The 26,177-nt window shown below is 72.4% G+C and carries 23 protein-coding genes; 9 read left to right on the forward strand and 14 right to left on the reverse strand.

The features are described 5' to 3' along the window. Positions 1-777: a sulfite exporter TauE/SafE family protein gene (locus H2038_RS02530; RefSeq protein WP_292108895.1), complete on the reverse strand. Its 777-nt coding sequence runs from the start codon at positions 775-777 to the stop codon at positions 1-3. Between the two features lie 146 nt (positions 778-923). Between H2038_RS02530 and prfA the strand changes: the two genes are divergently transcribed. Continuing rightward, complete coding sequence (prfA, locus tag H2038_RS02535) at positions 924-1,991, forward strand: peptide chain release factor 1 (protein WP_292108897.1); 1,068 nt, start codon at positions 924-926, stop codon at positions 1,989-1,991. A gap of 3 nt (positions 1,992-1,994) precedes the next feature. Here the strand turns inward: prfA and H2038_RS02540 are convergent, their stop codons facing one another. Then, on the reverse strand, positions 1,995-3,218 hold the full coding sequence (locus tag H2038_RS02540) for a YihY/virulence factor BrkB family protein (RefSeq protein WP_292108899.1): 1,224 nt from the start codon (positions 3,216-3,218) through the stop codon (positions 1,995-1,997). Between the two features lie 84 nt (positions 3,219-3,302). On the opposite strand from H2038_RS02540, the gene prmC reads away from it, so the two are divergent. The 5 genes from prmC (at position 3,303) to H2038_RS02565 (ending at position 7,460) form a co-directional block, all read left to right on the forward strand. Next, a complete protein-coding gene (gene prmC / locus H2038_RS02545) occupies positions 3,303-4,196 on the forward strand; it encodes a peptide chain release factor N(5)-glutamine methyltransferase (RefSeq protein WP_292108900.1) in 894 nt (297 codons plus the stop codon). A gap of 335 nt (positions 4,197-4,531) precedes the next feature. Further along, a complete protein-coding gene (locus H2038_RS02550) occupies positions 4,532-5,440 on the forward strand; it encodes a DUF4167 domain-containing protein (RefSeq protein WP_292108901.1) in 909 nt (302 codons plus the stop codon). A 115-nt stretch (positions 5,441-5,555) separates the two neighbouring features. Next, the gene (locus tag H2038_RS02555; RefSeq protein ID WP_292108902.1) at positions 5,556-6,209 is read left to right on the forward strand and encodes a DUF4893 domain-containing protein; all 654 of its coding nucleotides are present in this window, start codon (positions 5,556-5,558) and stop codon (positions 6,207-6,209) included. Positions 6,210-6,458: 249 nt separating this feature from the next. Next, the gene (locus tag H2038_RS02560; protein WP_292108903.1) at positions 6,459-6,980 is read left to right on the forward strand and encodes a DUF4893 domain-containing protein; all 522 of its coding nucleotides are present in this window, start codon (positions 6,459-6,461) and stop codon (positions 6,978-6,980) included. A gap of 78 nt (positions 6,981-7,058) precedes the next feature. After that, positions 7,059-7,460, forward strand: coding sequence for a hypothetical protein (locus H2038_RS02565; protein ID WP_292108904.1), 402 nt, complete (start codon positions 7,059-7,061; stop codon positions 7,458-7,460). Here the strand turns inward: H2038_RS02565 and H2038_RS02570 are convergent, their stop codons facing one another. Further along, complete coding sequence (locus tag H2038_RS02570; RefSeq protein ID WP_292108906.1) at positions 7,461-7,697, reverse strand: hypothetical protein; 237 nt, start codon at positions 7,695-7,697, stop codon at positions 7,461-7,463. 52 nt (positions 7,698-7,749) lie between these two features. Then, positions 7,750-9,366 carry a serine hydrolase gene (locus H2038_RS02575; RefSeq protein WP_292108907.1) on the reverse strand — a complete coding sequence of 539 codons (1,617 nt, stop codon included), beginning with the start codon at positions 9,364-9,366 and terminating at the stop codon, positions 7,750-7,752. A 393-nt stretch (positions 9,367-9,759) separates the two neighbouring features. On the opposite strand from H2038_RS02575, the gene H2038_RS02580 reads away from it, so the two are divergent. From H2038_RS02580 to H2038_RS02590, 3 genes are all read left to right on the forward strand, one after another. Next, entirely contained in the window at positions 9,760-12,045 is a 2,286-nt protein-coding gene (locus H2038_RS02580) for an outer membrane beta-barrel family protein (protein ID WP_292108909.1), read from the forward strand. Between the two features lie 142 nt (positions 12,046-12,187). Next, positions 12,188-14,776 carry an ATP-dependent chaperone ClpB gene (gene clpB, locus H2038_RS02585; RefSeq protein ID WP_292108910.1) on the forward strand — a complete coding sequence of 863 codons (2,589 nt, stop codon included), beginning with the start codon at positions 12,188-12,190 and terminating at the stop codon, positions 14,774-14,776. A gap of 384 nt (positions 14,777-15,160) precedes the next feature. Then, complete coding sequence (locus H2038_RS02590; protein ID WP_292108911.1) at positions 15,161-15,598, forward strand: SOS response-associated peptidase family protein; 438 nt, start codon at positions 15,161-15,163, stop codon at positions 15,596-15,598. Here the strand turns inward: H2038_RS02590 and H2038_RS02595 are convergent. The 10 genes from H2038_RS02595 to H2038_RS02640 form a co-directional block, all read right to left on the reverse strand. Beyond that, the gene (locus H2038_RS02595) at positions 15,595-16,077 is read right to left on the reverse strand and encodes a DUF421 domain-containing protein (protein WP_292108913.1); all 483 of its coding nucleotides are present in this window, start codon (positions 16,075-16,077) and stop codon (positions 15,595-15,597) included. The two genes, H2038_RS02590 and H2038_RS02595, sit on opposite strands and share 4 nt — an antisense overlap. A 128-nt stretch (positions 16,078-16,205) precedes the next feature. Next, positions 16,206-18,437 carry a polyribonucleotide nucleotidyltransferase gene (pnp, locus tag H2038_RS02600; protein WP_292108914.1) on the reverse strand — a complete coding sequence of 744 codons (2,232 nt, stop codon included), beginning with the start codon at positions 18,435-18,437 and terminating at the stop codon, positions 16,206-16,208. 211 nt (positions 18,438-18,648) lie between these two features. After that, positions 18,649-18,918 carry a 30S ribosomal protein S15 gene (rpsO, locus tag H2038_RS02605; protein ID WP_292108915.1) on the reverse strand — a complete coding sequence of 90 codons (270 nt, stop codon included), beginning with the start codon at positions 18,916-18,918 and terminating at the stop codon, positions 18,649-18,651. Positions 18,919-18,930: 12 nt separating this feature from the next. Beyond that, a complete protein-coding gene (truB, locus tag H2038_RS02610; RefSeq protein WP_292108916.1) occupies positions 18,931-19,863 on the reverse strand; it encodes a tRNA pseudouridine(55) synthase TruB in 933 nt (310 codons plus the stop codon). Beyond that, positions 19,863-20,315 carry a 30S ribosome-binding factor RbfA gene (rbfA, locus tag H2038_RS02615; RefSeq protein ID WP_292108917.1) on the reverse strand — a complete coding sequence of 151 codons (453 nt, stop codon included), beginning with the start codon at positions 20,313-20,315 and terminating at the stop codon, positions 19,863-19,865. The genes truB and rbfA overlap by 1 nt, the downstream gene beginning before the upstream one ends. A gap of 112 nt (positions 20,316-20,427) precedes the next feature. Next, a complete protein-coding gene (locus tag H2038_RS02620) occupies positions 20,428-21,135 on the reverse strand; it encodes a DUF2459 domain-containing protein (protein WP_292108918.1) in 708 nt (235 codons plus the stop codon). Further along, entirely contained in the window at positions 21,132-21,797 is a 666-nt protein-coding gene (locus tag H2038_RS02625; RefSeq protein ID WP_292108919.1) for a hypothetical protein, read from the reverse strand. Before H2038_RS02625 ends, H2038_RS02620 begins: the two co-directional genes overlap by 4 nt. Positions 21,798-21,836: 39 nt before the next feature. Beyond that, on the reverse strand, positions 21,837-22,346 hold the full coding sequence (locus H2038_RS02630; protein ID WP_292108921.1) for a hypothetical protein: 510 nt from the start codon (positions 22,344-22,346) through the stop codon (positions 21,837-21,839). A gap of 73 nt (positions 22,347-22,419) precedes the next feature. Further along, positions 22,420-25,407: a translation initiation factor IF-2 gene (infB, locus tag H2038_RS02635; protein WP_292108923.1), complete on the reverse strand. Its 2,988-nt coding sequence runs from the start codon at positions 25,405-25,407 to the stop codon at positions 22,420-22,422. A gap of 88 nt (positions 25,408-25,495) precedes the next feature. Next, the gene (locus H2038_RS02640) at positions 25,496-26,164 is read right to left on the reverse strand and encodes an RNA-binding protein (protein WP_292108925.1); all 669 of its coding nucleotides are present in this window, start codon (positions 26,162-26,164) and stop codon (positions 25,496-25,498) included. Between the last annotated feature and the right edge of the window lie 13 nt (positions 26,165-26,177).

The following is a 26,177-nucleotide window of genomic DNA, read 5'->3' on the forward strand; positions in this document are numbered from 1 at the left end:
TCAGATCACCCCGGCCAGTTGCAGCGCCTGGAAGAGGGCGAGGCCGACCAGCAGGACGCCCACCGCCAGGGCCAGAACGCGCCGGGGCACGCGCTTGACGATCCAGCCGGCGAACGGCGCCGCGACCAGGCCGCCGACCACCAGTCCCGCGATCGCCGCGGCGTGGTTCTGCAGCGCCCCGGCCTCGCGCCAGTGGCCGGTGGCCAGCGCCCAGACGAAGGCGGAGCTGATGGCCACGGTGACGAAGAACTCCGCGGTGTTGGCGGTGCCGATGGCCCGCCGGGGCTCCTGACCTGCGCCGACCAGGGTGGACGAGACGCTCGGCCCCCAGCCGCCGCCGCCGACGGCGTCGAGGAAGCCGCCGACCAGACCCAGCGGGGCGACCCATCGCCGCCGCAGGCGGCGCAGCGGCAGCTCCCGCCGGCTCCGCCACAGGATGTAGACCCCCATCAGCGCCAGATAGGCGATCACCCAGGGCTTGATCGTCTCGCCGGGAACGCCGGTGAGCACGAAGGCGCCGAGGCCGCCGCCGACCACGCCCGCCGCCGCCAGCGGCAGGCACAGCCGCCAGTCGACATTGCGGTGCGCGACATGGCTGCCCGCCGACGCCGCGGTGGTGAAGACCTCGGCTCCGTGGACGCTCGCCGAGGCCATGGCCGGCGGCACCCCGAAGGCCAGCAGCACCGAGGAGGAGATCACGCCGTAGGCCATGCCCAGGGCGCCGTCGACGGCCTGCGCCACCACCCCGACCAGCAGGAAGAGCAGAAAGGTGTCCATGGCGCCCAGCCGCGTGCGCGGTCCGGCGCCGCCCGCCATCGATGACGCGGCGAGGGGCGGACCGCAAGAGCCTCCCGCCCGCCGCCGCATCGACAGGAATGCGCCCGACGGGGTAAGGACGCCCTCCCGTCAGAGAGGCTCACGCGTTGCGACTTCCCCAGGCCCGGCTCGATCAGGTGCTCGACCGCTTCCACGAGGTGGAGGCGCGCATGGGCGCGGCGACCGACGGCGCCGAGATCGTGCGCCTGTCGAAGGAGCACGCCGAGCTGAAGCCCGTGGCCGACGCGGTGCAGGGCCTCGCCCGCGCCCGCGCCGAGATGGCCGATCTCGAGGCGATGGCCGACGATCCGGAAATGGCCGAGATGGCCGCCGACGAGCTGCAGGCGCTGAAGGACCGGCTGCCGGAGCTGGAGCGTCAGGTCGCCCTGCTGCTGGCCCCGCGCGACGCCGACGAGAACGCCTCGGCCGTGCTCGAGGTGCGCGCCGGCACCGGCGGCGACGAGGCGGCCCTGTTCGCCGGCGACCTGTTCCGCATGTACTCGCGCTACGCCCAGTCGCGCGGCTGGCGGGTCGAGATCGACAGCGTCTCCGAGGGCGAGGCCGGCGGCTACAAGGAGATCGTCGCCACCATCACCGGCGAGGGCGTCTTCGGCCGCCTGAAGTTCGAGAGCGGCGTGCACCGGGTGCAGCGCGTGCCGGTCACCGAGGCCGGCGGCCGCATCCACACCTCGGCCGCCACCGTGGCGGTCCTGCCCGAGGTGGAGGATGTCGAGATCGAGATCCGCGACCAGGACATCCGCATCGACACCTACCGGAGCTCCGGCGCCGGCGGCCAGCACGTCAACAAGACGGATTCCGCGGTCCGCATCACCCACCTGCCGACCGGGATCGTGGTGACCTCGTCGGAGAAGTCGCAGCACGTGAACCGCGACAAGGCGATGAAGAACCTGCGCGTCCGGCTCTACGACATGCAGCGGCAGGAGAAGGACAAGGCCCGCTCCGACGCCCGCAAGTCGCAGGTCGGCTCCGGCGACCGCTCCGAGCGCATCCGCACCTACAACTTCCCGCAAGGGCGGGTCACCGATCACCGCATCGGCCTGACCCTGCACAGCCTGCCGCAGATCCTCGAGGGCGACCTCGACCCGGTGCTGGACGCCCTGATCGCCGAGGACCAGGCCGCGCGCCTCGCCGACCTCGAGGCGGAATTCGCCTGACGGTCAGCCCGGCGGCCGGATCCGGCGCTTCAGCAGCCGGTCGGAGAGCGCCTCGGCGTGTTTCAGGGTGAAGGCCAGGGCCGCCGGATTGCCGCGCCGCGGCCCGATGCTGTCGGCCATCACCGCGCCCCGCTCCCCGATCGGCCTGGGCGCGCCGGTGGTGGTGTCGAGCGCCGTCTGGTGTTCGGTCTCGGCGTTCAGCTCGGCGCCCATCAGGATGATCTGCACGCTCAGCCAGGTCCACAGCAGGAAGCCCATCATCGCCGCCAGGGGGCCGTAGGAGGCGGTGCGGACGAAGGTCTGCAGGTACCAGCTGAAGCCCAGCGACAGGGCCAGGCTGAGCAGGGCGGCGAAGATCGCGCCGGGGGTCAGCCAGCGCCAGCGCGCCCGCGCCCGGCAGGGCCCGAAGGCGTAAACCACGGTCAGGGCCGCCACATAGACCAGCAGCAGCACCGGCCAGCGGAACGGCGCCAGATAGGCCCACTCCTCGGCGAGGCCGAACACGCCCAGCACCACCGGCACCCCGACCACCAGGGCCGCGGCCAGCAGCACGGCGCCGAGTCCGGACACCGTGAAGGCCATGCAGACCAGGTTGTAGCGCACGATGTTGCGCCGCTCGACCTCGTGATAGGCGACGTTGAGCCCGTAGAAGAGCACCTTGATCGCCCCGTTCGCGGTCCACAGCGACAGGGCCAGGGTCCAGACGAGGGTGAAGGTCAGCTCGCTGGCGGAGTTCTCCGCCAGCCGCTGCATCTCGCCGCCGATGAATTCGGCCACCGGCCCGGGGAGCACGGAGTACAGGAATTGCAGCCGGCTCCATGCGTCGTACGGATCGGCGAACAGGCCGTAGATGGTGACGAAGGCCGCGAGGGTCGGGAACAGCGACAGGACCACGAAGAAGGTCACGCCGCCGGCGACGAAGCCGACCCGGTCGCCGAAGTAGGAGCCCGCCACCCGCCAGGCGATGTCGACCCAGCCGCGGTGCGGAATGCGCTCCGGCCGGTCCGCCAGACGGCCGCGGCCCGGCTCCTTCGCCTCGAAGTCCTCGGGCACAGGCGCGGCGGGCCGGGTCGGCTCCGGCCGCGCCGGCCGCAGCTCCAGCCCGTACTTGTGGCCGCGGGTGTACAGCAGGTGCGCCGCTCCGGCGCCGGCCGCCAGACCCCCGGCCACCGCGCCGACCACGCCCCACAGGCCCGGGCCGGCCCTTCGTCCCGACTGTCGCTTCATCGCCGCGACAACGGCTGCGCTCGCGGCCCGTTCCGTCCTGCCGCCCGGCTTGAAATCCGCGCCCGCGCGCGCCAAGCGTCGGGGATGACCGACGCCGCTCCCGCCCCGACCCTGCTGTCCGCCTGGAAGGCCGCCCAGTCGCGGCTCAAGGCCGGCCGCATCGACAGCCCCTCGATCGACGCCCGCCTGCTGCTCGAGGTCGCCGCCGGCTGCACCCGCACCGATATCCTCACCGACCCCTACCGCGCGGTGACCCCGGAGCAGCAGGCCACCCTCGACGGCTATGTGGAGCGCCGCCTGCGCCGCGAGCCGGTGTCGCGCATCCTCGGCCGCAAGGGCTTCTGGAAGATCATGCTGAACGTCACCCCGGACGTGCTCAGCCCCCGCCCCGACACGGAGGCCATCCTCGACGTCGTCATGCTGGCCTTCGCCCCGCACGAGGCCTTCACCATGATCGATCTCGGCACCGGCTCCGGGGCCATCCTGCTGGCCACCCTGGCCGAGCGGGCCGGCGCCCGCGGCGTGGGCACGGACGTGTCGAGCGAGGCGCTGGCGGTGGCGCGGGAGAACGCCGCCAACCTCGATCTCGACGGCCGGTGCGACTTCATCCGCACCGAGTGGGCGACCGGCTTCGGCGACCACAGCTTCGACCTGGTGGTGTCCAATCCGCCCTACATCCCCACCGCCGACATCGCCGGTCTCGACCCGGAGGTGCGCGACCACGACCCGCACCTCGCCCTCGACGGCGGTCCCGACGGCCTGCAGGCCTATCGCGAGCTGGCCCCGGAAATCCGCCGCATCCTCCGGCCCGGCGGCGTCTTCGCGGTCGAGATCGGCTGGGACCAGGGTCCGCAGGTGAAGGCGCTGTTCGAACAGGCCGGGTTCGCCGACGTGATCGTGGTCAAGGACCTCTCGGACCGGGACCGGGTGGTCACCAACGGCCCCGACCCGCGGACGAACCCCATACCCAAGATGTAGCAGGCGCCGCCGCGGCGGGCTCGGCCGCCGCGCGGCCGTCGTCGCGGCGAGGGCGGCGACCGCGCGAAAGCCTCTTGGAAACGCCGCAATCCCGCGCTAAGTCTGCATGGTCTCCCACCCAAACCGCACGCCCGAACCGCTGAAGGTTCTGCCGCGCGCGCGTCCAGGGCAGTGACGGTCGGGCCGGTCGCCCGGCGGACCACAGGGCGACGACCCGAATTCCGATCACATCGTCAGCGGGGATGGGCCCCGACCGAAGCGGAAGACGAAGACGGACGGTCCCGGGCGCCCCGCGCTCCGGTCCGCCCTTACCCACCGAGGCACGGTAGCGTCCGATGAGAGATTTCAAGGGCATGAAGCGTCAGCGCGGACGCAACAGGAAGCCGGGCGGCGGCAACGCCAACGCCACCAATCCGAACCGTTCGTGGGACTCGCAGGGCCCCGAGAACATCAAGGTCCGCGGCAACGCCCAGACGGTCTATGAGCGCTACATGCAGCTGGCGCGCGACGCCGCCGCCTCGGGCGACCGGGTGCTGGCGGAGAACTACACCCAGCACGCCGAGCACTATTTCCGCGTCCTGCGGGCCCTGCAGCCGCAGCGCCCGGTGAGCGAGATCGCCCAGCGCGAGCTGGCCGGCCAGGGCTTCGACATCGATTTCGAGGACGAGTCCGGGGCCCAGGCCGCGGCCATCCTCGCCGCGCAGCAGGCCGAGGCCGACCGCGCCGCCGAACAGGAGCGTCGCCAGCGCGAGCAGGACGAGCGCCGCAACGACCCGCGTCAGGACAGCGAACGCCGGGACGGCCGCGATCGCGACAGCCGGGATCGCGACGACCGCGAGCCGCGGGCCGAGGCCGAGGGCGAGACCCGCGAGGGCGGCCGCCGCGAGAGCCGCCGCGAGCGCTGGGAGCGCCGCCGCGAGGAGCGCAATCGCCGGTTCGAGGCCGAACGCGGCGAAGGCGGCGAGTCCGACGCGGCGTCGGGCGAGTCCCGCGAGGAGACGGCCCCGGCTCCCGTCGAGGTCGAGGTCGAGGCCGAGGCGCGTCCGTCCCGCGAGCGCGGCGCCCGCCGTCCTCGCCGGGAGGAGTCCGCCGAGGAGGCTCCGGCCGCCCTGCCGGGCTTCCTGACCCGTCCGACCCTGACCGCCGCGCCCGCCGAAGGCGACGCCGGCGAGGCCGAGGCCGCCCCGGCCCCGCGCCGCCGCGCGCCGCGCCGCAAGGCCGAGGCTCCCGTCGAAGAGGGCTGATCGCCCGCCGCGGGATCGGCCGCGCGAGGGGTCCTCGTGCGCGAACCGGGTTGACGCGGGCAGCGCCGACCGGTCCAACGGGCGAGCACGCCTCAGCCTCTGACCGGGAGCGCCCATGCCTCGTCTGCTCCGGCCGACCGTCCTCGCCGCCGCCCTCGCCCTGGCGGTGACCGCCTGCGCCTCCACCCCCCCGCCGCCGCCTCCGCCCGGAGGACCCGGCGCCGGCCCCGTCCTGCGCGACTGGCGCGGGATCGTCACCGCCTTCGACCGGGATCGCCACGAGCGGATCGACGCCGCCTGGAGCCTGGCCCTCGAGCAGGCCCGTCGGCAGCGCGGCTCCGGCGATCTGGGAAGCCTCGGAGAGCTGATTGATCCCGACGCCGCCCGTCCCGGCGTTACGCCGCCCGTCGGCGACTATCGCTGCCGCACGGTGAAGCTGGGCTCCCAGGGCGGCGAGGGGGGGCTCGGCTATGTCGTCTACGGCTGGTTCGGCTGCCGCATCGAGCAGACCCCGAACGGGCTGAAGTTCGTCAAGCTGACCGGCAGCCAACGCCCCGCGGGGCTGCTGTTCCCCGAGGACGACCGGCGCATGATCCTGCTCGGGTCGATGTCGCTCGCTTCGGAACCGGCGGCCAACTCCTACGGGGCCCGGCCCGACCGCGACCTGGTCGCCGTACTGGAGCGCATCGGCGAACGCCGCTGGCGGCTGGTCATCCCGTGGCCGCAGAACGAGTCGAACCTCGATCTCATCGAGCTGGTCCCCGCCTGAACCGGCTCCTTCGCCGGCCGTTCCTGCTGCTCAGCCAGCCGGAGCCTGCCCATGCGGACCGCGACGTCGCTCGCCGCCTTCCTTCTCCTCGTCGCGTGTGACGAACCCGCTCCTCCGCCGGCTTCCGGCTCCGCGACTTCGCCCCGGACAGCGCCGTCGCCCGCGGACCCGCCGGCGGGGGGCGGCGCCGCCCCGCCCGCCTCCGACGCCGCAGCGGAACCGAAGGCCGGCCCGGCGAACTGGCGCGAAGTGGTTTCGGCCGCCGACGCCTCGCGGCTCGGCCGCCTGGACCAGGCCTGGCGGCTGGCCCGGGCCGAGGCCGAGGACAAGGGGTTCGCCGGCGAGGTCGAGGCGCTCGGACCGCTGGTGGATCCGAACGCCGGCCTGGCCGGCCGGCTGCAGCCGGCGCCGGGCGACTACCGTTGCCGCACCCTCAAGCTCGGCTCGAACCGGCCCGAGGGCCCCGGTTTCGTCCGCTCTCCGTGGTTCCGCTGCACCGTCGAACTGACGCCGGGCGGCGATCTGGTCCTGGCCAGGACCAGCGGTTCGCAGCGCACGCGCGGCCTCCTCTATCCGGACACGGAGCGTCGCCTCGTCTTCGTCGGGGCGGAGGCCGGGGGTCACGACGAGGGCGGGCGGCCCGCCTACGGCGAGACGCCGGACCGCGACCAGGTCGGGGTCTTCGAGCGGGTCGGACCCGGGCGCTGGCGTCTGGCCATCCCGTGGCCGCGGGTGGAGTCGAAGCTCGAACTGCTGGAGCTGGTCCGCTGAACCGCCGGCCTTGACCCGGGGGCGCGGCTTGAAGAGGCTGGATGCGCGGAGACGGTCCGCAGGCAAGGGACAGGGCACATGCGCGGCGCAGGGGTCACCATCGGTTCGATCATCGTTCTGGCGGTGGTGGGGGCGCTGATCCTCATCGGCCTGCCGACCTACAACGTCTATTCGAAGCAGATGGCCGGCAAGGCCGCCTATGAGCAGGCGGTGCAGGACCGCCGCATCCGGGTGCTGGAGGCCCAGGCCGCGCTGGATTCGGCCCGCCTCACCGCCCAGGCCGAGATCGAGCGGGCGCGCGGCACCAACGAGGCCAACCGCATCATGGCCCAGAGCCTCGGCGGCCCCGAGAACTACCTGCGCTGGTCCTACATCCACATGCTCGAGGAGACCGCCGGCAAGCAGGGTCGCGAGGTCATCTACATCCCCACCGAGGCCGGCATGCCGATCCTCGAGGCCGGGCGGCGCGGCGGGCAGTGATCAGTCGGCGAGCTCTACACGGCTCACCCACCACGTAAGCGGCAGGCCAAGCGTCAGCATCAGGACGAACAGGCCGACCTGCCCGCCCCAGGCATCGGGGAACCGGTGTCGAAGCAGCCAGAAGATCGCGACCAGCCCGAAACCGAGACCGAAGGCGTTGGATTTCGGCACGACGAGCCGCTCGCCGCATCCCTTGCAGGCGAACGGGCTACCCAGCCGCCACTGGGTCCGGACCACGGGAACGAGGCGACGACAGCGGGGGCAGGCGGGAGCGCGTAGCACCGGCTGCTCACGCCTTCCGCAGCCGCAGGTCGTGGAAGTCGTACGAAAAGTCCGCGTCCGGACTGACAGCCTTCATGGTCGCGGTCGCCGGCCGGCCGTTCTCCAGCGCGAAGGTGACGAGCACGTCCTCCTCCCGCCGGTCCGGGAAGCGCGTGCGCATCGTCTCGCCGTCGTAGGTTTCCAGCGGGCCCTGCAGGCTGGGCGTGCGGCTGAAGGCCAGCCACAGGCCCTCGCTCCGGCGCTCGATGAGGATGTCGCCGTACCACGGGTCGCGCCACGTTCCGGCATAGGCATCCAGCGGCAGCGACGGCGCCGCCCCGGCCGCCTGCTTCGCGTCGATCTCCGCCGCCGCCGCGATTGACTTCGCATTGTTCTCCGCCTCCAGCCGCTGGCCGTCGGCGATCCAGTCGAAGTCCGCCTTGCCCATCACGATGTCGGCGATGCCGCTGCGCAGGGCGCGCGTCAGCATGCCCTCCTCGCCGTTGGTGAAGAAGCTGAAGCCGGCGTTGCGGCCCGGCAGCAGCACCGTGCCCGAGATGAATCCCGGCGCCCCGCCGCCGTGGGTGATGAAGCGCTCGCCGCGATAGTCCATCACCTGCCAGCCGGTGGCGTAGGTGGCCGCGATCGACCGGCCCGGCATGTCCGGCGTCGGCCCGCCCGAGCTGGAGACGATGATGTTCGGCCGCCACATCTCGTTGGCCCGGGCCTCGGACCACAGCCGCGTTCCATCGGGGAGCACTCCCTTGTTCAGCTGCACCGCGATCCACTTCGCCCAGTCCACCGGATTGGTGACGAAGCCGCCGGCGGCCCCGGCCGCGCTCCAGTCCCAGACCTCCTGGATCGACTCCGCCAGCACCTGCATCTCGCCTTGGTAGCGCAGCGGCGGCCCCAGCCGCCCGTGCGGCAGGGCCGAGCTGGCCGGATCCGCCGCCGTCATCAGCGGCAGGGTTTCGGTCATGCCGAGAGGGGTCAGGATCCGGGTCTGGACGAAGTCCTCCCACGGCATCCCCGAGGCCGCGGCCACCACCTCGCCGGCCACCACGAACATCAGGTTGCAGTAGTGGTACGAGGTGCGGAACTGGTCCTCGATCGGCACGTGCTCGACCGCCGCCATGATCTCCGCCCGCGTCCGGTCGCTGTTCGGCCAGAACAGCAGGTCGCCGGCCCCCAGGCCGAAGCCGATGCGGTGGCTGACCAGGTCGCGCACCGTGACCATGTCGTTCAGCTCGGGCTTCGACAGGCGGAAGCCGGGCAGCCAGGTCCGCACCGGCGCGTCCCACTTCACCTTGCCCTCGTCGATCAGCATGGCGAGGGCCGCGCAGGTCACCGCCTTGGTGTTCGAGGCGATGGCGAAGCGGGTGTGCTCGTCCACCGGGCGGGGGTCGCCCAGCTTGCGCACCCCGTAGCCGCGGGTCAGCAGCGGCTGTCCGTCCTTCACCAGCGCCACCGACACCGCCGGCTGGTCCGGCCAGGCCGCCATCGCCCGGCGCACGAAGGCGTCGACCTCGGCCGCGAGGGCGGCGTCGTCGGCCGGTCGGCGCGCATGCGCGACCGCGGGCAGGGCGACGCCGGCCACGGCGGCGGTGGAGGCCAGCGCCGCGCGGCGCGTGAGGCGGATGGACATGGAGAGGCTCCCGACAGACTTCGCCGCGACGCTAGCCCGCCGCCGCGGGCCGCGCCAAGCCGAAAGAGCCGGCTCCGCACGGCCGCCGCCCCGCCCGCGGGAGCCGGTTTCAGCGATTGCTCATCCGCCGCTCATGCGTCTCGCGCCGGCCTCCGCCTTCCTCCTCCGCACGGCCGCACGGACGGCCGGACCGGAGGACATCGAATGCGCGCCACATCGCCCGGACATCCTGTCGCGGATCCATGCTGCGGGGACGGAGGCCGCTCGCCGGCACATGAAGAAGAAGTAATCGTCCATGACAGAGAAGTAACTGTCGGCGCCTGCGGGCCGCTGTTACCGCCCTTATGGGGGCCGCGCTCTGTCGGGCGGCGTATCGTTGAAGGTTTGACGCCCGTGTTTTCCTACCGGACCCTCCTCCTCGCCGGCGCCGCGCTCGTGGGGCTGGCGCAGCCCGCCCTGGCCCAGACCGCTGCGCCCCCGTCGCCGGCGCCGGCCCCGGCGCAGGATCGGGCGGCGCCGCAGCCGGCGTCCGCTGATGCGCAGGACGAGGCCCCCGTCGCCGCCGAAACCGCGCCGGCCGAGGAGCCCGCCCGTCTCGACGAGGTCCAGGTCACCGGCCGCGCCAGCGATGTGCGCACCTCGATCGACTCGGTCAGCTACAGCCTTGCGGACGACCTGCAGGCCCAGACCGGCAGCCTCGCCGAAGCCCTGCGCAATGTGCCGTCGGTGGAGGTCGACCCGGACGGCAACGTCAGCCTGCGCGGCGACGCCAACGTCACCATCCTCGTCGACGGCCGCCCGTCCACCCAGTTCAACGGCCCCAGCCGGGGCCAGATGGTCCAGCAGATTCCGGCCAGCCAGTACGCGCGCATCGAGGTGATGACCAACCCCTCGGCGGCCTACAGCCCGGAAGGCTCGGGCGGCGTCATCAACCTGATCACCAAACCCACCACGGTGCGGCCGGGCGACACGACCACCGGCTCGCTGCGCGTCAACATCGGCGACAACGGCCGCTACAACCTCGGCGGCGGCGTCGTCCATGTGATCGGCGGCAAGACCACCCTGTCGGCCGACATCGGCATGCGCCACGACGCCTTCCTGCAGGAGGTGGAGCGCCTTCGCACCCGCCTCGACTCCGCCTCGGGCCGCTTCCTTGAGGCGCGGCAGTCGCAGGACATCGAGGGCGATTCCGACAACGTCTTCGTCCGCCTCGCCGCCGAGCACAACCTCGACGACCGGACCCAGCTCACCGGCGAGGTCCGCCACGTCGAGGTCGAGAACCTCGCCGACGCCCAGGACCTGTACGAGGCCGACGCCGCCGGAGGCGGTCTCGCCTCGGCCTACACCCGCACCTCCGCCGGCGGCTTCTCCGGCCAGTTCTCCGGCGGCTCCGCCCGGGTGCTGCGCCGCTTCGACGACGCCGGCCACGAGTGGTCCAACGAGGTGCGTTACGACCGCAACCGCTTCAGCTTCGGCTTCGACACCGTGGTCGACCAGCGGATCCCGCCGTCGCCCCTGTCGTACGAGGAGGTCGAGAACCGCAACCGCCAGAACCAGCTGGGGCTCACCAGCGCCTATGTCCGCCCCCTCTCCGACGGCGGCCGGCTGCGCCTCGGCTACGAGCTGCAGGCGCTGGATCTGGAGCTCGACAACTCCGTCGCCCGGGGACCCGCGCCGGGCGCCCTGACGCCCGACCCGATCGTCTCCAACGAATTCCACGTCGACCAGGCGGTGCACGCCCTCTACGCCACCTGGGAGAAGCCCTTCAGCGAGGCCCTGTCGGCCCAGTTCGGCCTGCGCCTCGAGCAGGCGAACATCGACCTCGACCAGGTGACCACCGGCGTCCGGGCCTCGAACGACTACTTCCGCGCCTATCCGACCCTGCACCTGTCGTACACGATCGCCGAGGGCGAGAGCCTGCGGGCCAGCTACAGCCGCCGCATCCAGCGTCCGGGTCCGCAGGACCTGAACCCCTTCCTGACCTACCAGGACAACCTGAACTACCGCTCGGGCAATCCCGACCTGCTGCCGCAGGAGACCGACTCCTTCGAGGCCATGTGGCAGAAGCGGGTGCAGCAGACCTTCTACCAGGCCACGCTCTACTACCGCGACACGCAGGACGCCTTCACTCCGGTCACGACCGATCTGGGCAACGGGGTCTTCCTGAGCCGGCCGGAGAACCTCGGCTCCAGCCGCTCCACCGGCGTCGAACTGGTCGCCAACGGCGCCCTGCACCCGACCCTGCGCTACAACGCCAGCGTCAACCTGTTCCGGCAGGAGATCGACGCCGCCGGCCTGCCCGGCGCCGTCGACCGCGAGGGCGAGAGCGTCTCCGGCCGTCTGACCCTGAACTGGCAGCCCAGCCAGGCCGACTTCCTGCAGATCTCCGGCATCTGGAGCGGCGACCAGCTGCTGGCCCAGGGGGTTCGCGAGACGGCGCAGCTGGTCAACCTCGGCTACCGGCGGAAGCTCAACAAGGACCTGTCCCTCCAGGTCACCGTCCGCGACGTCTTCGACGAGTTCGGCGCGACCATCTTCCTCGACACCCCGGGTTTCACCGACCGCACCAGCCAGACCTTCGGCGGGCGGGCTGCCTACATCGGCCTGACGTGGAGCTTCGGGTCCGGCCAGCGGCGGCCGGAGCAGTTCGACTTCTCGGCCCCGACCACCGGCGGCTGATCCGGCGCCGGGGGCGGGGAAGGCGCACGACGCCGCTCGCCCGCCCTTGCGTGTCCTCACGGCCACACCCAGATTTGCGTCATCTCAAGGCGTCGCCGCTCGCGGGGCGCCATGACGCCAATCCGCCTGACAGGGGATGTCCGTGAACCTCGACCTCTACTCCGACCGCGCCAAACAGGCCGTCCAGTCCGCCCAGTCGCTGGCCCTCGCCCGCCGGCACCAGCAGTTCGCCCCCGAGCACCTGCTCAAGGTGCTGCTCGAGGAGCGCGACGGCCTCGCCCGCAACCTGATCACCGCCGCCGGCGGCGACGCCGGCAAGGCGGAGTCCGCGGTCGAGACGGCCCTGCAGAAGCGGGCCCAGGTCACCGGCGGCTCGGGCCAGCTCTACCTCGACGGCGACACCGCCCGCGTCTTCTCGGCCGCCGAGGCGCAGGCGAAGAAGGCCGGCGACGCCTTCGTCACCACCGAACGCCTGCTCTGGGCGATCGCGAAGGAGGGCGGGGTCGCCGCCACCGTGCTGGCCTCCGTCGGCGCCACGCCGGACAAGCTCGAGGCCGCCATCGCCGAGGTGCGCAAGGGCAAGACCGCCGACTCCGCCGCCGCCGAGGACGCCTACGACGCTCTCAAGCGCTACGCGCGTGATCTGACCCAGGCCGCCCGGGACCAGAAGATCGATCCGGTCATCGGCCGCGACGAGGAGATCCGCCGCACCATCCAGGTGCTGGCCCGCCGCACCAAGAACAACCCCGTCCTGATCGGCGAGCCCGGCGTCGGCAAGACCGCCATCGTCGAGGGCCTGGCCCTGCGCATCGTCAACGGCGACGTGCCGGAGAGCCTGAAGGACAAGAAGGTCATGGCGCTGGACATGGGCGCCCTGATCGCCGGGGCGAAATACCGCGGCGAGTTCGAGGAGCGGCTCAAGGCCGTGCTCAACGAGGTGGCCGCGGCCGAGGGCGGCATCGTCCTGTTCATCGACGAGATGCACACCCTCGTCGGGGCCGGCAAGACCGACGGCGCCATGGACGCCTCCAACCTGCTCAAGCCGGCCCTTGCCCGCGGCGAGCTGCACTGCGTCGGCGCCACCACGCTGGACGAGTACCGCAAGCACGTCGAGAAGGACGCCGCCCTCGCCCGCCGCTTCCAGCCGGTGATGGTCGAGGAGCCGTCGGTCGAGGACACCGTCTCCATCCTCCGTGGACTGAAGGAGAAGTACGAGGTCCACCACGGGGTGCGCATCGCCGACGGCGCCATCGTCGCCGCCGCCACCCTGTCGAACCGCTACATCACCGACCGCTTCCTGCCCGACAAGGCCATCGACCTGATCGACGAGGCCGCCAGCCGGGTGCGCATGGCCGTCGACTCCAAGCCCGAGGCGCTGGACGAGATCGACCGCCGCCTGGTGCAGCTGAAGATCGAGCGCGAGGCCCTGAAGAAGGAGACCGACAGCGCCTCGAAGCAGCGGCTGGAGAAGCTCGAGGACGAGATCGCCGAGCTGGAGGGCGAGAGCGAGGACCTCACCGCCCGCTGGAAGGCCGAGAAGGAGAAGGTCGGCCAGGGCGCCCAGCTGCGCGAGACCCTCGACCGCCTGCGCGCCGAACTGGCCGCCGCCCAGCGCGCCGGCGACCTCGGCCGCGCCTCCGAGATCGCCTACGGCCAGATCCCGCAGATCGAGAAGCAGCTCGCCGAGGCCGAGCACAACGAGGCCGACAAGTCCGGCCCCCTGACCCCCGAGGTCGTCGACGCCGAGCAGATCGCCGCCGTCGTCTCCCGCTGGACCGGCGTGCCGGTCGACAAGATGCTGGAGGGCGAGCGCGAGAAGCTGCTCAAGATGGAGGACGCCCTCGCCGCCCGGGTGGTCGGCCAGGACGAGGCCCTGGTCGCCGTCTCCGACGCCGTGCGCCGCGCCCGCGCCGGGCTCAACGACCCCAACCGTCCGCTCGGCTCCTTCCTGTTCCTCGGCCCCACGGGCGTCGGCAAGACCGAGCTGACCAAGGCCCTGGCCGAGTTCCTGTTCGACGACGAGGCCGCCATCACCCGCCTCGACATGTCGGAGTACATGGAGAAGCACTCGGTCAGCCGCCTGATCGGCGCGCCCCCCGGCTACGTCGGCTACGACGAGGGCGGCGCCCTCACCGAGGCCGTGCGCCGCCGGCCCTACCAGGTCGTGCTGTTCGACGAGGTCGAGAAGGCCCACCCCGACGTCTTCAACACCCTGCTGCAGGTGCTCGACGACGGCCGCCTCACCGACGGCCAGGGCCGCACCATCGACTTCCGCAACACCCTGATCATCATGACCTCCAACCTCGGCTCGGAGTTCCTCGCCAGCCAGGGCGAGGGCGACGACGTCGAGTCGGTGCGCCCGCTCGTCATGGACGCGGTCCGCGCCCACTTCCGGCCCGAGTTCCTCAACCGCATCGACGAGATCATCCTGTTCCGCCGCCTCGGCCGCGACCAGATGGCCGGCATCGTCCGCATCCAGCTGGCCCGCTTCGAGAAGCTGCTGGCCGACCGGAGACTGACCCTCGACCTGGACGACACCGCCGCCGCCTGGCTCGCCGACAAGGGCTACGACCCCGTCTACGGCGCCCGCCCGCTGAAACGGGTGATCCAGAAGGAGCTGGTCGACCCGATCGCCCGGAAACTGCTGGCCGGGGAGATCGAGGACGGGTCGGTGATCGCCGTGTCAGCCGGGGAAGGCGGGCTGGAGATCGGGAAGGCGCGGGTGCACTGACGCCTTGCTTGTCATCCCGGGCCGCGAAAGCGGACCCGGGATCGGGCGGGGGCGGCTTCCCGAGATCCGCCGCCCCATCGCCCCCTCCCGCTATCCCTTGCCGGCGAGGCTGCCGAAGGGCGAGGAGCGCGCCCGGCCGCGCCTCCCTGCACGCGGCCGCAGCGTCCCGTCCGGGGCGGACGGCCTTGCCCCCGCCGCCCCTCCGGCCCACGCTCCCCGGCATGTGCGCCTCCTACGAAGCGAAATACTCCGTCACCAAGTTGGTCGAGGCCTTCGACCGGCACGGGGCGCCGCTGCGCTTTCCGCACGGCCTGCCCAACCTCGAGCCGGTGGACGAGGTGCGGCCGACCGACCTGTCGCGGGCGGTGCGCGCCGCCGGGCCGGATGCGGCCGAGCTGGCCCCTGCGCTTCGGCTTTCCGCCGCCGGCGCCCAAGCGGCCGCCGGTGATCAACTTCCGTTCGGAGGGGCGGCGCTTCTCCAACGGGCCGGCCGGCGGCCGCTGCCTCGTGCCGGTCTCGGGCTTTTACGAGTTCACCGGGACGAAGTATCCGAAGACCCGCTGGGTGCTGCGCGGCGTCGACCAGCCGTTTGTGGCCCTGGCGGCGATCTGGCGGGCGGGGGCGGACGGGGCGCCGGACGCCTTCTCCCTGCTGACCGCCGGGCCGGGGCCGGACGTGGCCCCCTACCACGACCGCGGCGTCATCCCCCTGCCGCCGGCGGCCTGGGCCGACTGGCTGTTCGACCGGCGGCCGGCCGGGGAGCTGCTGGCCCCGCCGCCGGCCGGGACCCTGGTCGCCGAGCCGGCGCCGCGCGGCGGCTAGCGCTTCATCACCGCCGTCAGGGTGCCGTCGCTCTCGAGGATCACCACCTCGACCTCGCCGATCTCGCGGCCGCCCGAGTTGCGCACCGCGCTCATCACCTCGTCCTCCGTGACCCGCTCGCGGCGCATGGCGCCCTCGACGAAGGCCCCGGAGCGGGCCAGCACCGTCGGCTCCGAGCGCACCGCCCGCCGCCAGCCGCGCCAGCGCACCGAGGTCCAGGTGACCACGAACTGCAGCAGGATCAGCAGGCCCAGGGCGGCCAGCCCCTCGGCCAGCGCCACCTTCTCATCCAGCAGGATGGTCGAGAGGGTCGAGCCCAGCGCCACCGTCACCACCAGGTCGAAGGCGTTCAGCTTGGACAGGGTGCGCTTGCCCGACAGGCGCAGGAAGATGACCAGGCCGGCATAGGCCAGCACGCCGATCATCCCCGTGCGGGCGATGTCGGACCAGTTCTGGAACAACATGTTGGTCAGGTTCACGGCGCGTCTCCGGGCTGCCGCACCGGAGGGCCGGCGCGCGCTGCCGGATCAACGGCCGGCGACCGTCGCCGTTCACGAAAAAGGCCCCGGCGTCGCCGCCGGGGCCTCTTCAGTCAGTCAGCGGACGATCAGTCCCGACGGCGCCGGCCGCGGTCGCCGCCGCGGTCGCCGTCGCGCTTCGGACGGCCGCCGGTGTCGTCCGACAGGGGCGGCTCGCCCCGTTCGGCCCGCTCGGCGTTGATGCGGTCGGTGATGTCCTCGCCGGTGGTCTGGTCGACCACCTTCATGGACAGCTTGGTCTTGCCGCGGTCGTCGAGGCCGAGGAACTTGACCTTCACCTCGTCGCCTTCCTTGACCACGTCGGCCGGGTTGGCGACCCGCTCCAGCGCCATCTGCGAGACGTGCACGAGGCCGTCCTTGGCGCCGAAGAAGTTCACGAAGGCGCCGAAGTCGACGACCTTCACCACCTTGCCGGTGTAGATCATGCCGATTTCCGGCTCGGACGTGATCGACTTGATCCAGTCCTTGGCGGCGTCGATCTTCTCCTGCTCCGAGGCGGCGATCTTGATGGTGCCGTCGTCCTCGATGTTGATCTTGGCGCCGGTCTTCTCGACGATCTCGCGGATGATCTTGCCGCCGGTGCCGATCACGTCGCGGATCTTGTCCACGGGGATCTTCATCGTCTCGATCTTCGGCGCGAACTCGCCCAGCTCCTCACGGGCGCCCGAGATCGCCTTGTCCATCTCGTCGAGGATGTGCAGGCGGCCGGCCGAGGCCTGGTTGAGGGCCTTGGTCATGATCTCCTCGGTGATGCCGGGGACCTTGATGTCCATCTGCAGCGAGGTGATGCCTTCGCGGGTGCCGGCGACCTTGAAGTCCATGTCGCCGAGGTGATCCTCGTCGCCGAGGATGTCCGACAGGATGGCGAACTCGCCGGTCGGCTCGAGGATCAGGCCCATGGCGATGCCCGAGACCGGACGGGCCAGCGGCACGCCGGCGTCCATCAGGGCCAGCGACGAGCCGCAGACCGTGGCCATCGACGACGAGCCGTTGGACTCGGTGATCTCCGAGACCAGGCGGATGGTGTAGGGGAACTCCTCCGCGCTCGGCAGCATCGGCCGCAGGGCGCGCCACGCCAGCTTGCCGTGGCCGATCTCGCGACGGCCCGGCGAGCCCATGCGGCCCGCTTCACCCACCGAATAGGGGGGGAAGTTGTAGTGCAGGAGGAACTTCTCCTTGTAGGTCCCCTGGAGGGCGTCGATGTACTGCTCGTCCTCGCCGGTGCCCAGGGTGGCGACGACCAGCGCCTGGGTCTCGCCGCGGGTGAACAGGGCCGAGCCGTGGGTGCGCGGCAGGATGCCGACTTCCGAGACGATCGGACGGACCTTGTCCAGGGCGCGGCCGTCGACGCGGTGGCCGTTCTCGATGATGTCGCGACGCAGGACCTCCGCCTCGCACTCCTTGAAGGCGGTGGCGAACTTGTTCGGCTCGAAGCCCTCGGGGTTGCTCTCCGAGGCGACCAGCTGGGCCGCGGCGGCCTTCTTGGCGGCGTCGACGCCCGAGCGGCGGTCGTACTTGCCCGGCTTGGCGTAGGCGGCCTTGATGTCCTCGCCGACCAGCTTCTTGATCGCCTCGACGGCGTCCGAGACGTCCTCGGCGGCGAAGTCGAACGGCTCCTTGGCGGCGTGCTCGGCGAGGTCGATGATCGCGTCGATCACCGGCTGCATGCCCTTGTGCGCGAACATCAGCGCGCCGAGCATCTTCTCTTCCGACAGCTCCCTGGCTTCGGATTCGACCATCATCAGGGCGTCGGCGGTGCCGGCGACCACCAGGTCGAGCTCCGAGGAGTCCATCTGGTCGATGGCGGGGTTCAGCACGTACTCGCCGTCGATCATGCCGACGCGGGCGCCGCCGATCGGGCCCATGAAGGGCACGCCCGAGATGGTCAGGGCGGCCGAGGCGGCGACCATGGCGACGATGTCGGGGTCGTTCTCCATGTCGTGCTGGAGCACGGTGCAGACCACCTGCACCTCGTTCTTGAAGCCCTTGACGAAGAGCGGGCGGATCGGACGGTCGATCAGGCGGGAGACCAGGGTCTCCTTCTCGCTCGGCCGGCCTTCACGCTTGAAGTAGCCGCCCGGGATCTTGCCGGCGGCGAAGGTCTTTTCCTGGTAGTTGACCGTCAGCGGGAAGAAGTCCTGGCCGGGCTTCGGCTGGCGGGCGTAGACGACGGTGGCCAGCACCACGGTCTCGCCGTAGGTGGCGAGCACGGCGCCGTCGGCCTGGCGGGCGATGCGGCCCGTCTCGAGGGTCAGCGGCCGGCCGGCCCAGTCGATCGTCTTGCGTTTGATGTCGAACATTTTTCTTCTTTCTCGTCCCGAGGCCGGATTGCCGTCGGGGGCGGGCGTTCAGGGGGTCAGTCCTTCGGTCCCTGTGGACCCGGGCGGCCGGATGCCGGACCGGGCGGGTGGATGAGGACCGGTGCGGCCCTCTGCGTATGCGCCGGGATGAGCCCGCGGCGCCGGGCGGATAGCAGAAGGGCCCGCAAGCGGGCCCTTCCAGAACCTGGCTTTAGCGGCGCAGGCCCAGCTTGGCGACGATCGCCTGGTAACGGGCGACGTCGGTCTTGTTCAGGTGGTCCAGAAGGCGCCGACGCTGCGAGACCAGCTTGAGCAGGCCGCGACGCGAGTGGTTGTCCTTCTTGTGGGTCTTGAAGTGCTCGGTGAGGTTGGCGATGCGTTCCGAGAGGATCGCGACCTGGACCTCGGCCGAGCCGGTGTCGCCTTCGCCACGGGCGTTGTCGGCGATGATTTCGCTCTTGCGAGCGGCGGTGATCGACATCGTGTTGCTCCGTTACTGGAGATTGAAAACGCGGTCGGGTTCGAGCCGGCCGGCCCGCATCGAGCAGAGGGCGACGAGGGTTCCGTCCTGGACGGCTGAAACGGTTCTGGATCCCTCCCGAAGGCGGGCCCTGAGCGTTTCGACCTGTCGGGGAAGCAGAACGATCGGCCGTCCCTGCCGAAGCTGGAAGGCGTCCTGGTCCGTCACGGCCAGCTCCGGGATGTCGTCCAGGGCGGTCGCGACGGGAAGCAAGCCTTCCGGGGCGGCGCCCCTATGCACCATTTCCGCCAGTAAATCCAGCGTGACCGCGTTATCGGTCGAGAACGGCCCCACCCGCTCGCGCCGCAGGGCCGAGACATGCCCCTCGGCGCCCAGCGCCGCGGCGAGGTCGCGGGCCAGCGAACGCACATAGACGCCCTTGCCGGTGCGCAGGGTGATCTCGACGTGGTCGGGGTCCGGCGCCGCGGTCACCGCCGCCTCGTGAACGGTCACCCGCCGCGCCTTCAGCTCCACCTCGACCCCGTCCCGGGCGAGGTCGTAGGCCCGCTGGCCGTCGACCTTGATCGCCGAGAAGGCCGGCGGAACCTGGTCGATCTCGCCGACGAAGGCGGGCAGGGCGGCCTTCAACTGCTCGACCGTCGGCCGCACGTCGGAGCGGGCGACGATCTCGCCCTCCCGATCCACGCTGTCGGTCGAGATCCCCCAGTGGATGGTGAAGCGGTAGACCTTCTCCGCGTCCATCATGAAGGGCACGGTCTTGGTCGCCTCGCCCAGCGCGATCGGCAGGATGCCGGAGGCCAGGGGGTCCAGGGTGCCGGCGTGCCCCGCCTTCCGGGCGTCGAACAGCCGCCGCACCCGCGTCACCGCCTCGGTCGAGCCCATCTCCAGCGGCTTGTCGAGGCAGACCCAGCCGTTGACGATCGCGCCGCGCTTGCGCCGGCCCATCAGTCCCCGGCCTCGTCGTCGCCGTTCTCGATGTCGGCCCGCACCCGCGGGTCGCTGAACAGCCGGTCCATGCGGCCGGCGGCGTCGAAGCTCTCGTCGTGCCGGAACTTCAGGTCCGGGGTGAACTTCATGTCGATGTGCCGGCCCAGCGCGCCGCGCAGGAAGCGGGCGTGGGCGTTCAGCGCCTTGACGATCTCGTCCACGTGGCCGGCGGTCGGCGCCGCCTCGACGCCGGCCCCCAGCGGCTCGACGAAGCAGGTGGCGTGTTTCAGGTCGGGGCTCATCCGCACCTCGGTGACGGTCACCGACACGCCCTCCAGCGCGGGATCGTGGATCTCCTCCTCGCGCAACACCTCCACCAGGGCGTGGCGGATCAGTTCGCCGGCGCGCAACTGGCGCTGCGACGGTCCCTGCGGTCCGGATGCGTTGCGGGTGTGTTGCTTGCGGCCCATGACGGCCTCCTCTGGCGACGCCCGCCGGGGATCGGACCCGGCTCGAGGCGAAGGCCGCGGGGCGGGGAGGGACGGGCCCTCCGGCCGCGGCCTGGGATGAAGAGGGCGCGGTCTAGTCCCGCGGGGCGGGAGTGTCCAGTTCCGCCCGGCCCACGGCGGCCATCAGCTCGGACGATACGATCGAGCGGAACGGGCGCACCGGCAGGCCGGCGGCGTTCAGCACGCCCGCGGTCCAGTGGTTGCACAGGTGGGCCACGGAGAAGGTCTCGCGGCTGGCGAAGAAGCGGGCGTCGTCGCCAGGGCGGGCGGCCGCGATCCGCGGCGCGCCGCCCGAAAGGTCGAGCGAGTCCTCGACGGCCTGGGCGAGCCGCCGGAACCCGGCGGGCGTGAGACGGAAGGAGCGGCGGCCGTCCCCGGCGAACAGTCGGCGAGGGTCGCGCTGGGCCGGGTCGAGCATCACCACCGAGGCGTTGCCCGGCCGGAAGAAGGCCCGCGCCCCGTCCGGCAGGCGGTGATGGATCGGGCTCTGGTCCACGTAGAATTTCGCGTCGCCCCAGCCGATCAGGATCCAGTCCCCGGGCGGCAGGGACCGCACCGCCTCGGCCAGCGGCCCGCCCCGCGCCTCCAAGGCCGCGCGCGGCAGGGCCAGGTCGGTGTGGAAGCCGTTGTCCAGCAGATGCGCCTCCACGGCGGGGGCGCCCGGCGCCGCGCGCCAGAGCGCCGCATCGCCCGGCGCCACCCAGGTCCACAGGGCGGCCAGCGCGCCCAGCGCCCCCGCGACGAGCACGGCGCGCGCCCCGGTTCCCCGTCTTCCGCTCATCGACGTTCGAAGCTCCACACGCCGCAGGGCTGTCCCGGCGGGCCGTCCGCCCCGGCGGCGAACAGCATCAGATCCAGCCGGTCACGACGGTGCAGCAGGGCGACCGCGGCGGGCCGGGCGCCGGCGCACAGGGGCGAGGCGGGAACCGCGGCGGCCCCGGGCGGGGGCGTGATGGTGCGGAGCTCGATCTGGGCGTCGGTCGGGGCGTTCCACTGGCCGGCGAAGGTGCGGCCGGGCGCGAAGGCCTCGCCTGCGGCGGCGATCCGCAACGGCCGGGTGTGCAGCGTCTCGCCGGACTCGAAGCGGATGCGGGCGGCGAGGAAGGCCGCCCCGCCGGCGGTCGTGCGCGTCGCCTCGTCGACCGGGCGGAACTCGCCCGCCAGCGGCAGGTCTGCGGCCGCCGGGGCCAGCGGCTCCACCCCGGACGACGCCGGCCGGCGCTGGCCGTCCGCGCCGTCCGCGCGCGCGATCGGGAGGCGGTCGAAGGCCCGGCCGACCGCCGGCCCCGCCCGGTCGCGCAAGGCCTCCCAGGCGGCCACCGCATGCCTCTGCTCGATGGCCAGCAGGAACAGCACCAGGCAGACAAAGCCCAGGGCGCCGGCGAGGCCCTTGAGGCCCCGGTCGCGCGACGGTGGGGTCCGGCGGGAGACGGCGGTGGTCATGGACGACAACCTAGCCGGGCGTTTCGGGGGCGCGAAGCCCTATCCCCCCACAGGGGCGTCGTCGCCCGGAGCAGCGGCCGGGGGCGTGGCCCACTCGCCGCGCCAGTCGTACGACAGGGTCACGCAATGGCGGTAGGTTCCGTCGGGCCAGCGGCCGACGGCGTGCAGGGTCAGCGGGCGCGCCAGCCGGACCCGGCCGGAGACCAGCCAGGCCGCGTCAGCACCCGGGCAGAGGGCCCGCGACAGGCCGCGGCCGTCGCCTTCCGGGGAGATGGTGTAGACGGTCGCCTCGGCCGCGCCCTCGGGCAGCGCCCGCCGCACGGCGTCGGGCCCGCCCCGCCGCACCTCGGCCGAGCCGCGCTGGGAGGTCGAGATGATCCGCCGCACGCTGATCGCGCCGAACAGGCCGCGGTTCGCCTCCAGCGTCACGCCGCGGGTCAGGGCCTGGGTGACCCGGTTCGAGGCGTCGTAGGCGAGGTACCGGATCTCCGCCGCCGCCGGTCCGGCGACGAGGGAGAGGGCCAAGGCGGCGGTCAGGATGCGGCGCATGCGTCTTGATCCCCGATGCGGATGGCGAAACGGCGGCGCTGTCGCGCCGCCGTCCCGGCAGGTCGGCGAACGCCTAGTCCAGCGTTCGCTTGATTTCCTCGACCGTGAAGCACTCGATGTAGTCGCCGGCCTTGATGTCCTGGAAGCCCTGGAAGTGCATGCCGCACTCCTGGCCCGACGGGACCTCGTTGACCTCGTCCTTGAAGCGCTTGAGCGTGTTGAGCGTGCCCAGCTCCAGCACCACCACGTCGTCGCGGATGATGCGGACCTTGGCGCCCTTGCGCACCACGCCCTCGGTGACCCGGCAGCCGGCGATCTTGCCGACCTTCGAGATGTCGAAGACCTGGAGCACCTGGGCGTTGCCCAGGAAGGTTTCGCGCTGCAGCGGCGCCAGCATGCCCGAGAGCACGCCCTTCATGTCGTCGAGCAGGTCGTAGATGATCGCGTAGTAGCGAATCTCCACGCCCTCGCGCTCGGCGAGATCGCGGGCCTGTTTCGAGGCGCGGACGTTGAAGCCGAGGATCGGCGCGCCGGCCGACTTGGCCAGCTGCACGTCGCTCTCGGTGATGCCGCCCGCCGCATGCATGACCACGCGGGCGCGGACCTCCTCGTTGCCCATCTTCTCCAGCGAGGCGGCGATGGCCTCGCCCGAGCCCTGCACGTCGGCCTTGATGACCACGGGCATCTCGCTGATCTTCTTCGAGCCCAGCTTGGCCATCATGTCGGCCAGCGACACCGAGGTGGCGCCGCCGCCCGTGGCCTTCTCGCGACGGATGCGGGCGCGGTACTCGGTCAGCTCGCGGGCGCGGGCCTCGCTCTCGACCACGGCGAACACGTCGCCGGGGCTGGGCGCCTCGTCCAGGCCGAGGATCTCGACCGGCACCGAGGGACCGGCGTCCGTCAGCTGTTCGTTGCGCTCGTTGAGCAGCGCCCGGACCTTGCCCCAGGCGGAGCCGGCCACGACGATGTCGCCGCGCTTCAGGGTGCCGCGCTTGACCAGCACCGTCGCCACCGGACCGCGGCCCTTGTCGAGCTTGGCCTCGATGACCACGCCCTCGGCGGAGCGCTCCGGATTGGCCCGCAGGTCCATGACCTCGGCCTGCACCAGGATGGCGTCGAGCAGGCCGTTGAGGTTCAGCCGCTCCTTGGCCGACACCTCGATGATCTGGGTGTCGCCGCCGAGGCTTTCGGCGATGACCTCGTACTGCAGCAGCTCGTTGACGACCTTCTGCGGATTGGCGTCCGGCTTGTCGATCTTGTTGACCGCCACGATCATCGGGGCGTTGGCCGCCTTGGCGTGCTGGATGGCCTCGATGGTCTGGGGCATGACCCCGTCGTCGGCGGCCACCACCAGCACCACGATGTCGGTGACGTTGGCGCCGCGCGCCCGCATCGCCGAGAAGGCGGCGTGGCCCGGGGTGTCGAGGAAGGTGACCTTCTGGCCGTCCTCCAGCCGCACCTGGTAGGCGCCGATGTGCTGGGTGATGCCGCCGGCCTCGCCCGCGGCCACGTCCGTGGTGCGCAGGGCGTCGAGCAGGCTGGTCTTGCCGTGGTCGACGTGGCCCATGATGGCCACGACCGGCGCGCGCGCCGTGGTGGCGTCGGCGTCGTCGTCCTCGGCCAGGAAGCCTTCCTCGATGTCGCTTTCCGAGACGCGACGGACGGTCATGCCGTACTCGTCGGCCACCAGCTCGGCGGTGTCGGAGTCGATGACGTCGTTGATCTTCATCATCATGCCCTGACGCATCAGGAACTTGATGATGTCGACGCCGCGCACGGCCATCCGGCCGGCCAGCTCCTGGACGGTGATGACGTCGGGGATGACGACCTCGCGCGGACGGTTCGGCGCGTCGGTCGAGCCGCCCTTGCGCTTCTCCTTCTCGCGCTCCCGGGCCCGGCGGACCGAGGCCAGCGAACGCATGCGCTCGGCGGCGTCCTCGTCGCCTCCGGCCAGGGCCTGGATGGTCAGGCGGCCTTCGCGGCGCTTGGGCTCGCCGCGGGTGCGCGACACGGCCTTGCCGCCGTCGCCGAAGCGCTTGTCGCGGTCCTCCTCGCGGCCGGAGCCGGCCGGGCGGCCGAAGCCGGCGCGGGCCGGACGGGCGACGCTGGGCTCGGCCGGCGGCTGGTTCGGGCCCGGACGGGCCCCGGCGCCGGGGCGCGGGGCGCCGGTGCGGGCGCCGGGGGCCGGACGCGGGTCGAGGGCCGAGTAGCGGACCGGCTGGGCCGGACGGGCGCCCTGCGGGCGGCCGGCGCCGGCGCCGCCGGCGGCGCGGTCGGTGAAGCTGCGTTCGCCGCCGCCCATGGCCTGCTCGCGCGCCGAGCGGCCGCCGAAGGCCGGCGGCTGCGGACGCTTGGGCGCGCCGGGCTTGGGCGCGCGCTGGCCGAAGTTGACGACCGGGCGGGCCGGGGCGGCCGGGCGCGGAGCCGGAGCCGGAGCCGGAGCCGGAGCCGGAGCCGGCGCGGGGGTCGGCGCGGGAGCCGGCGTCGGCGTGGGCGCGGCGGCCGTCGGCTTCGCGGCGGGCCTGGCCGGAGCCGGCGCTGGCGCCGAGGCGGCGAGCTTGGCCGCCTCGCTGCGCGCGGCCTCGGCTGCGGCCTTGGCGGCGGCGGCCTCGGCCCGGGCGGCGCTGGCGGCGCGCTCGGCGGCGGCCGCCTGCTCGCGGGCGGCGGCGTCCTGACGGGCGCGCTCCTCGGCGGCGGCGCGTTCGCGCTCGGCCTGCTGACGGGTGGCCAGTTCGATGGCGCGGCGGCGCGCCTCCTGTTCCGAGGCCGAAAGCCGGCCTTCGCCGGGGGCGGCCGGACGCGGAGCCTGCGGCGCGGCGGGGCCCTCGTTGCGCGGACGCGCCACGTCGAAGCCCTGGGGCCGCTGGTGGGCCGGGCCGGCGCCCACGCGCCGCTTGGTCTCGACCACCACGGTCTTCGAGCGGCCGTGGCTGAAGCTCTGGCGCACGGTGCCGGTGGACACCGATCCCGCCGCGCGCGGCTTCAGGCTCAGCGGCGCGCGCGGCCCCGTCGCGGGCGGGGTCGGCTTGCCGTCGTTGGTCTTGTCGTTCTCGTCAGTCATCCGGTCGCTTTACTTTGACGGCAGGCGGTCCGCCGTCTCGTCACATGGGTCTTCAAACACAAAAAGCCGTGCGGCGCTCCGCCCCCGCTCAGGGAGCAGAACCCCGCCCGTCTCGAAATCCATCCGGGGCTCCAGCCGCATCCGCGCTCCATCCGGGCGGCGTCAACGGTCGAAATCCCGCCAGTCGTTCGACCTCGAAGGTCCAGCGATCGGCCCGCCCGCCCTCAAGCAGGACGGCGTGTATCGCATTTTCCAGCCCCAGGGCCAAACCCAATTCGTCCGCGCCGAAGGCGCCGCAGACTTTCGGGGGCGTCGGCTGATGTTTCGCCAGGGCCATGAGCTTGCCCCGGCCGTCGGCGGACCCGTCCGCCGCCTCGACCAGCCAGGCCGCGCGTCCGGAGCGGATCGCGGCCGCCGCCTTTTCGAAACCGGAGATAAGCACGCCTTCGCGCCGGGCAAGACCCAGCTGCTCCAGACAACGCCGGACCAGCAGGGCCTCGACCCGCGCGGCGAGGTCGCCGGCCGGCTTCAGCGGCGCCTTCGCGGCCCGCGCGAACAGGTTCTTCTTCACCGCCGCCTCGACCGAGGCGCGGTCGGCGGCGACCCACAGGCCGCGGCCCGGCAGCTTGCGCGCCAGGTCGGGGGCGACCGAGCCGTCCGGAGCGGCCACGAAGCGGATCAGGCGGGATTCATCCATGACCTGGTGCGTCACCAGGTCCCGGCGCTCCCGCTCAGTCGTCGCGTCGCGAACTCCCATGGACGGCCCGGTC

The organism is Brevundimonas sp. (genome assembly GCF_013912005.1).
Taxonomy (GTDB): domain Bacteria; phylum Pseudomonadota; class Alphaproteobacteria; order Caulobacterales; family Caulobacteraceae; genus Brevundimonas.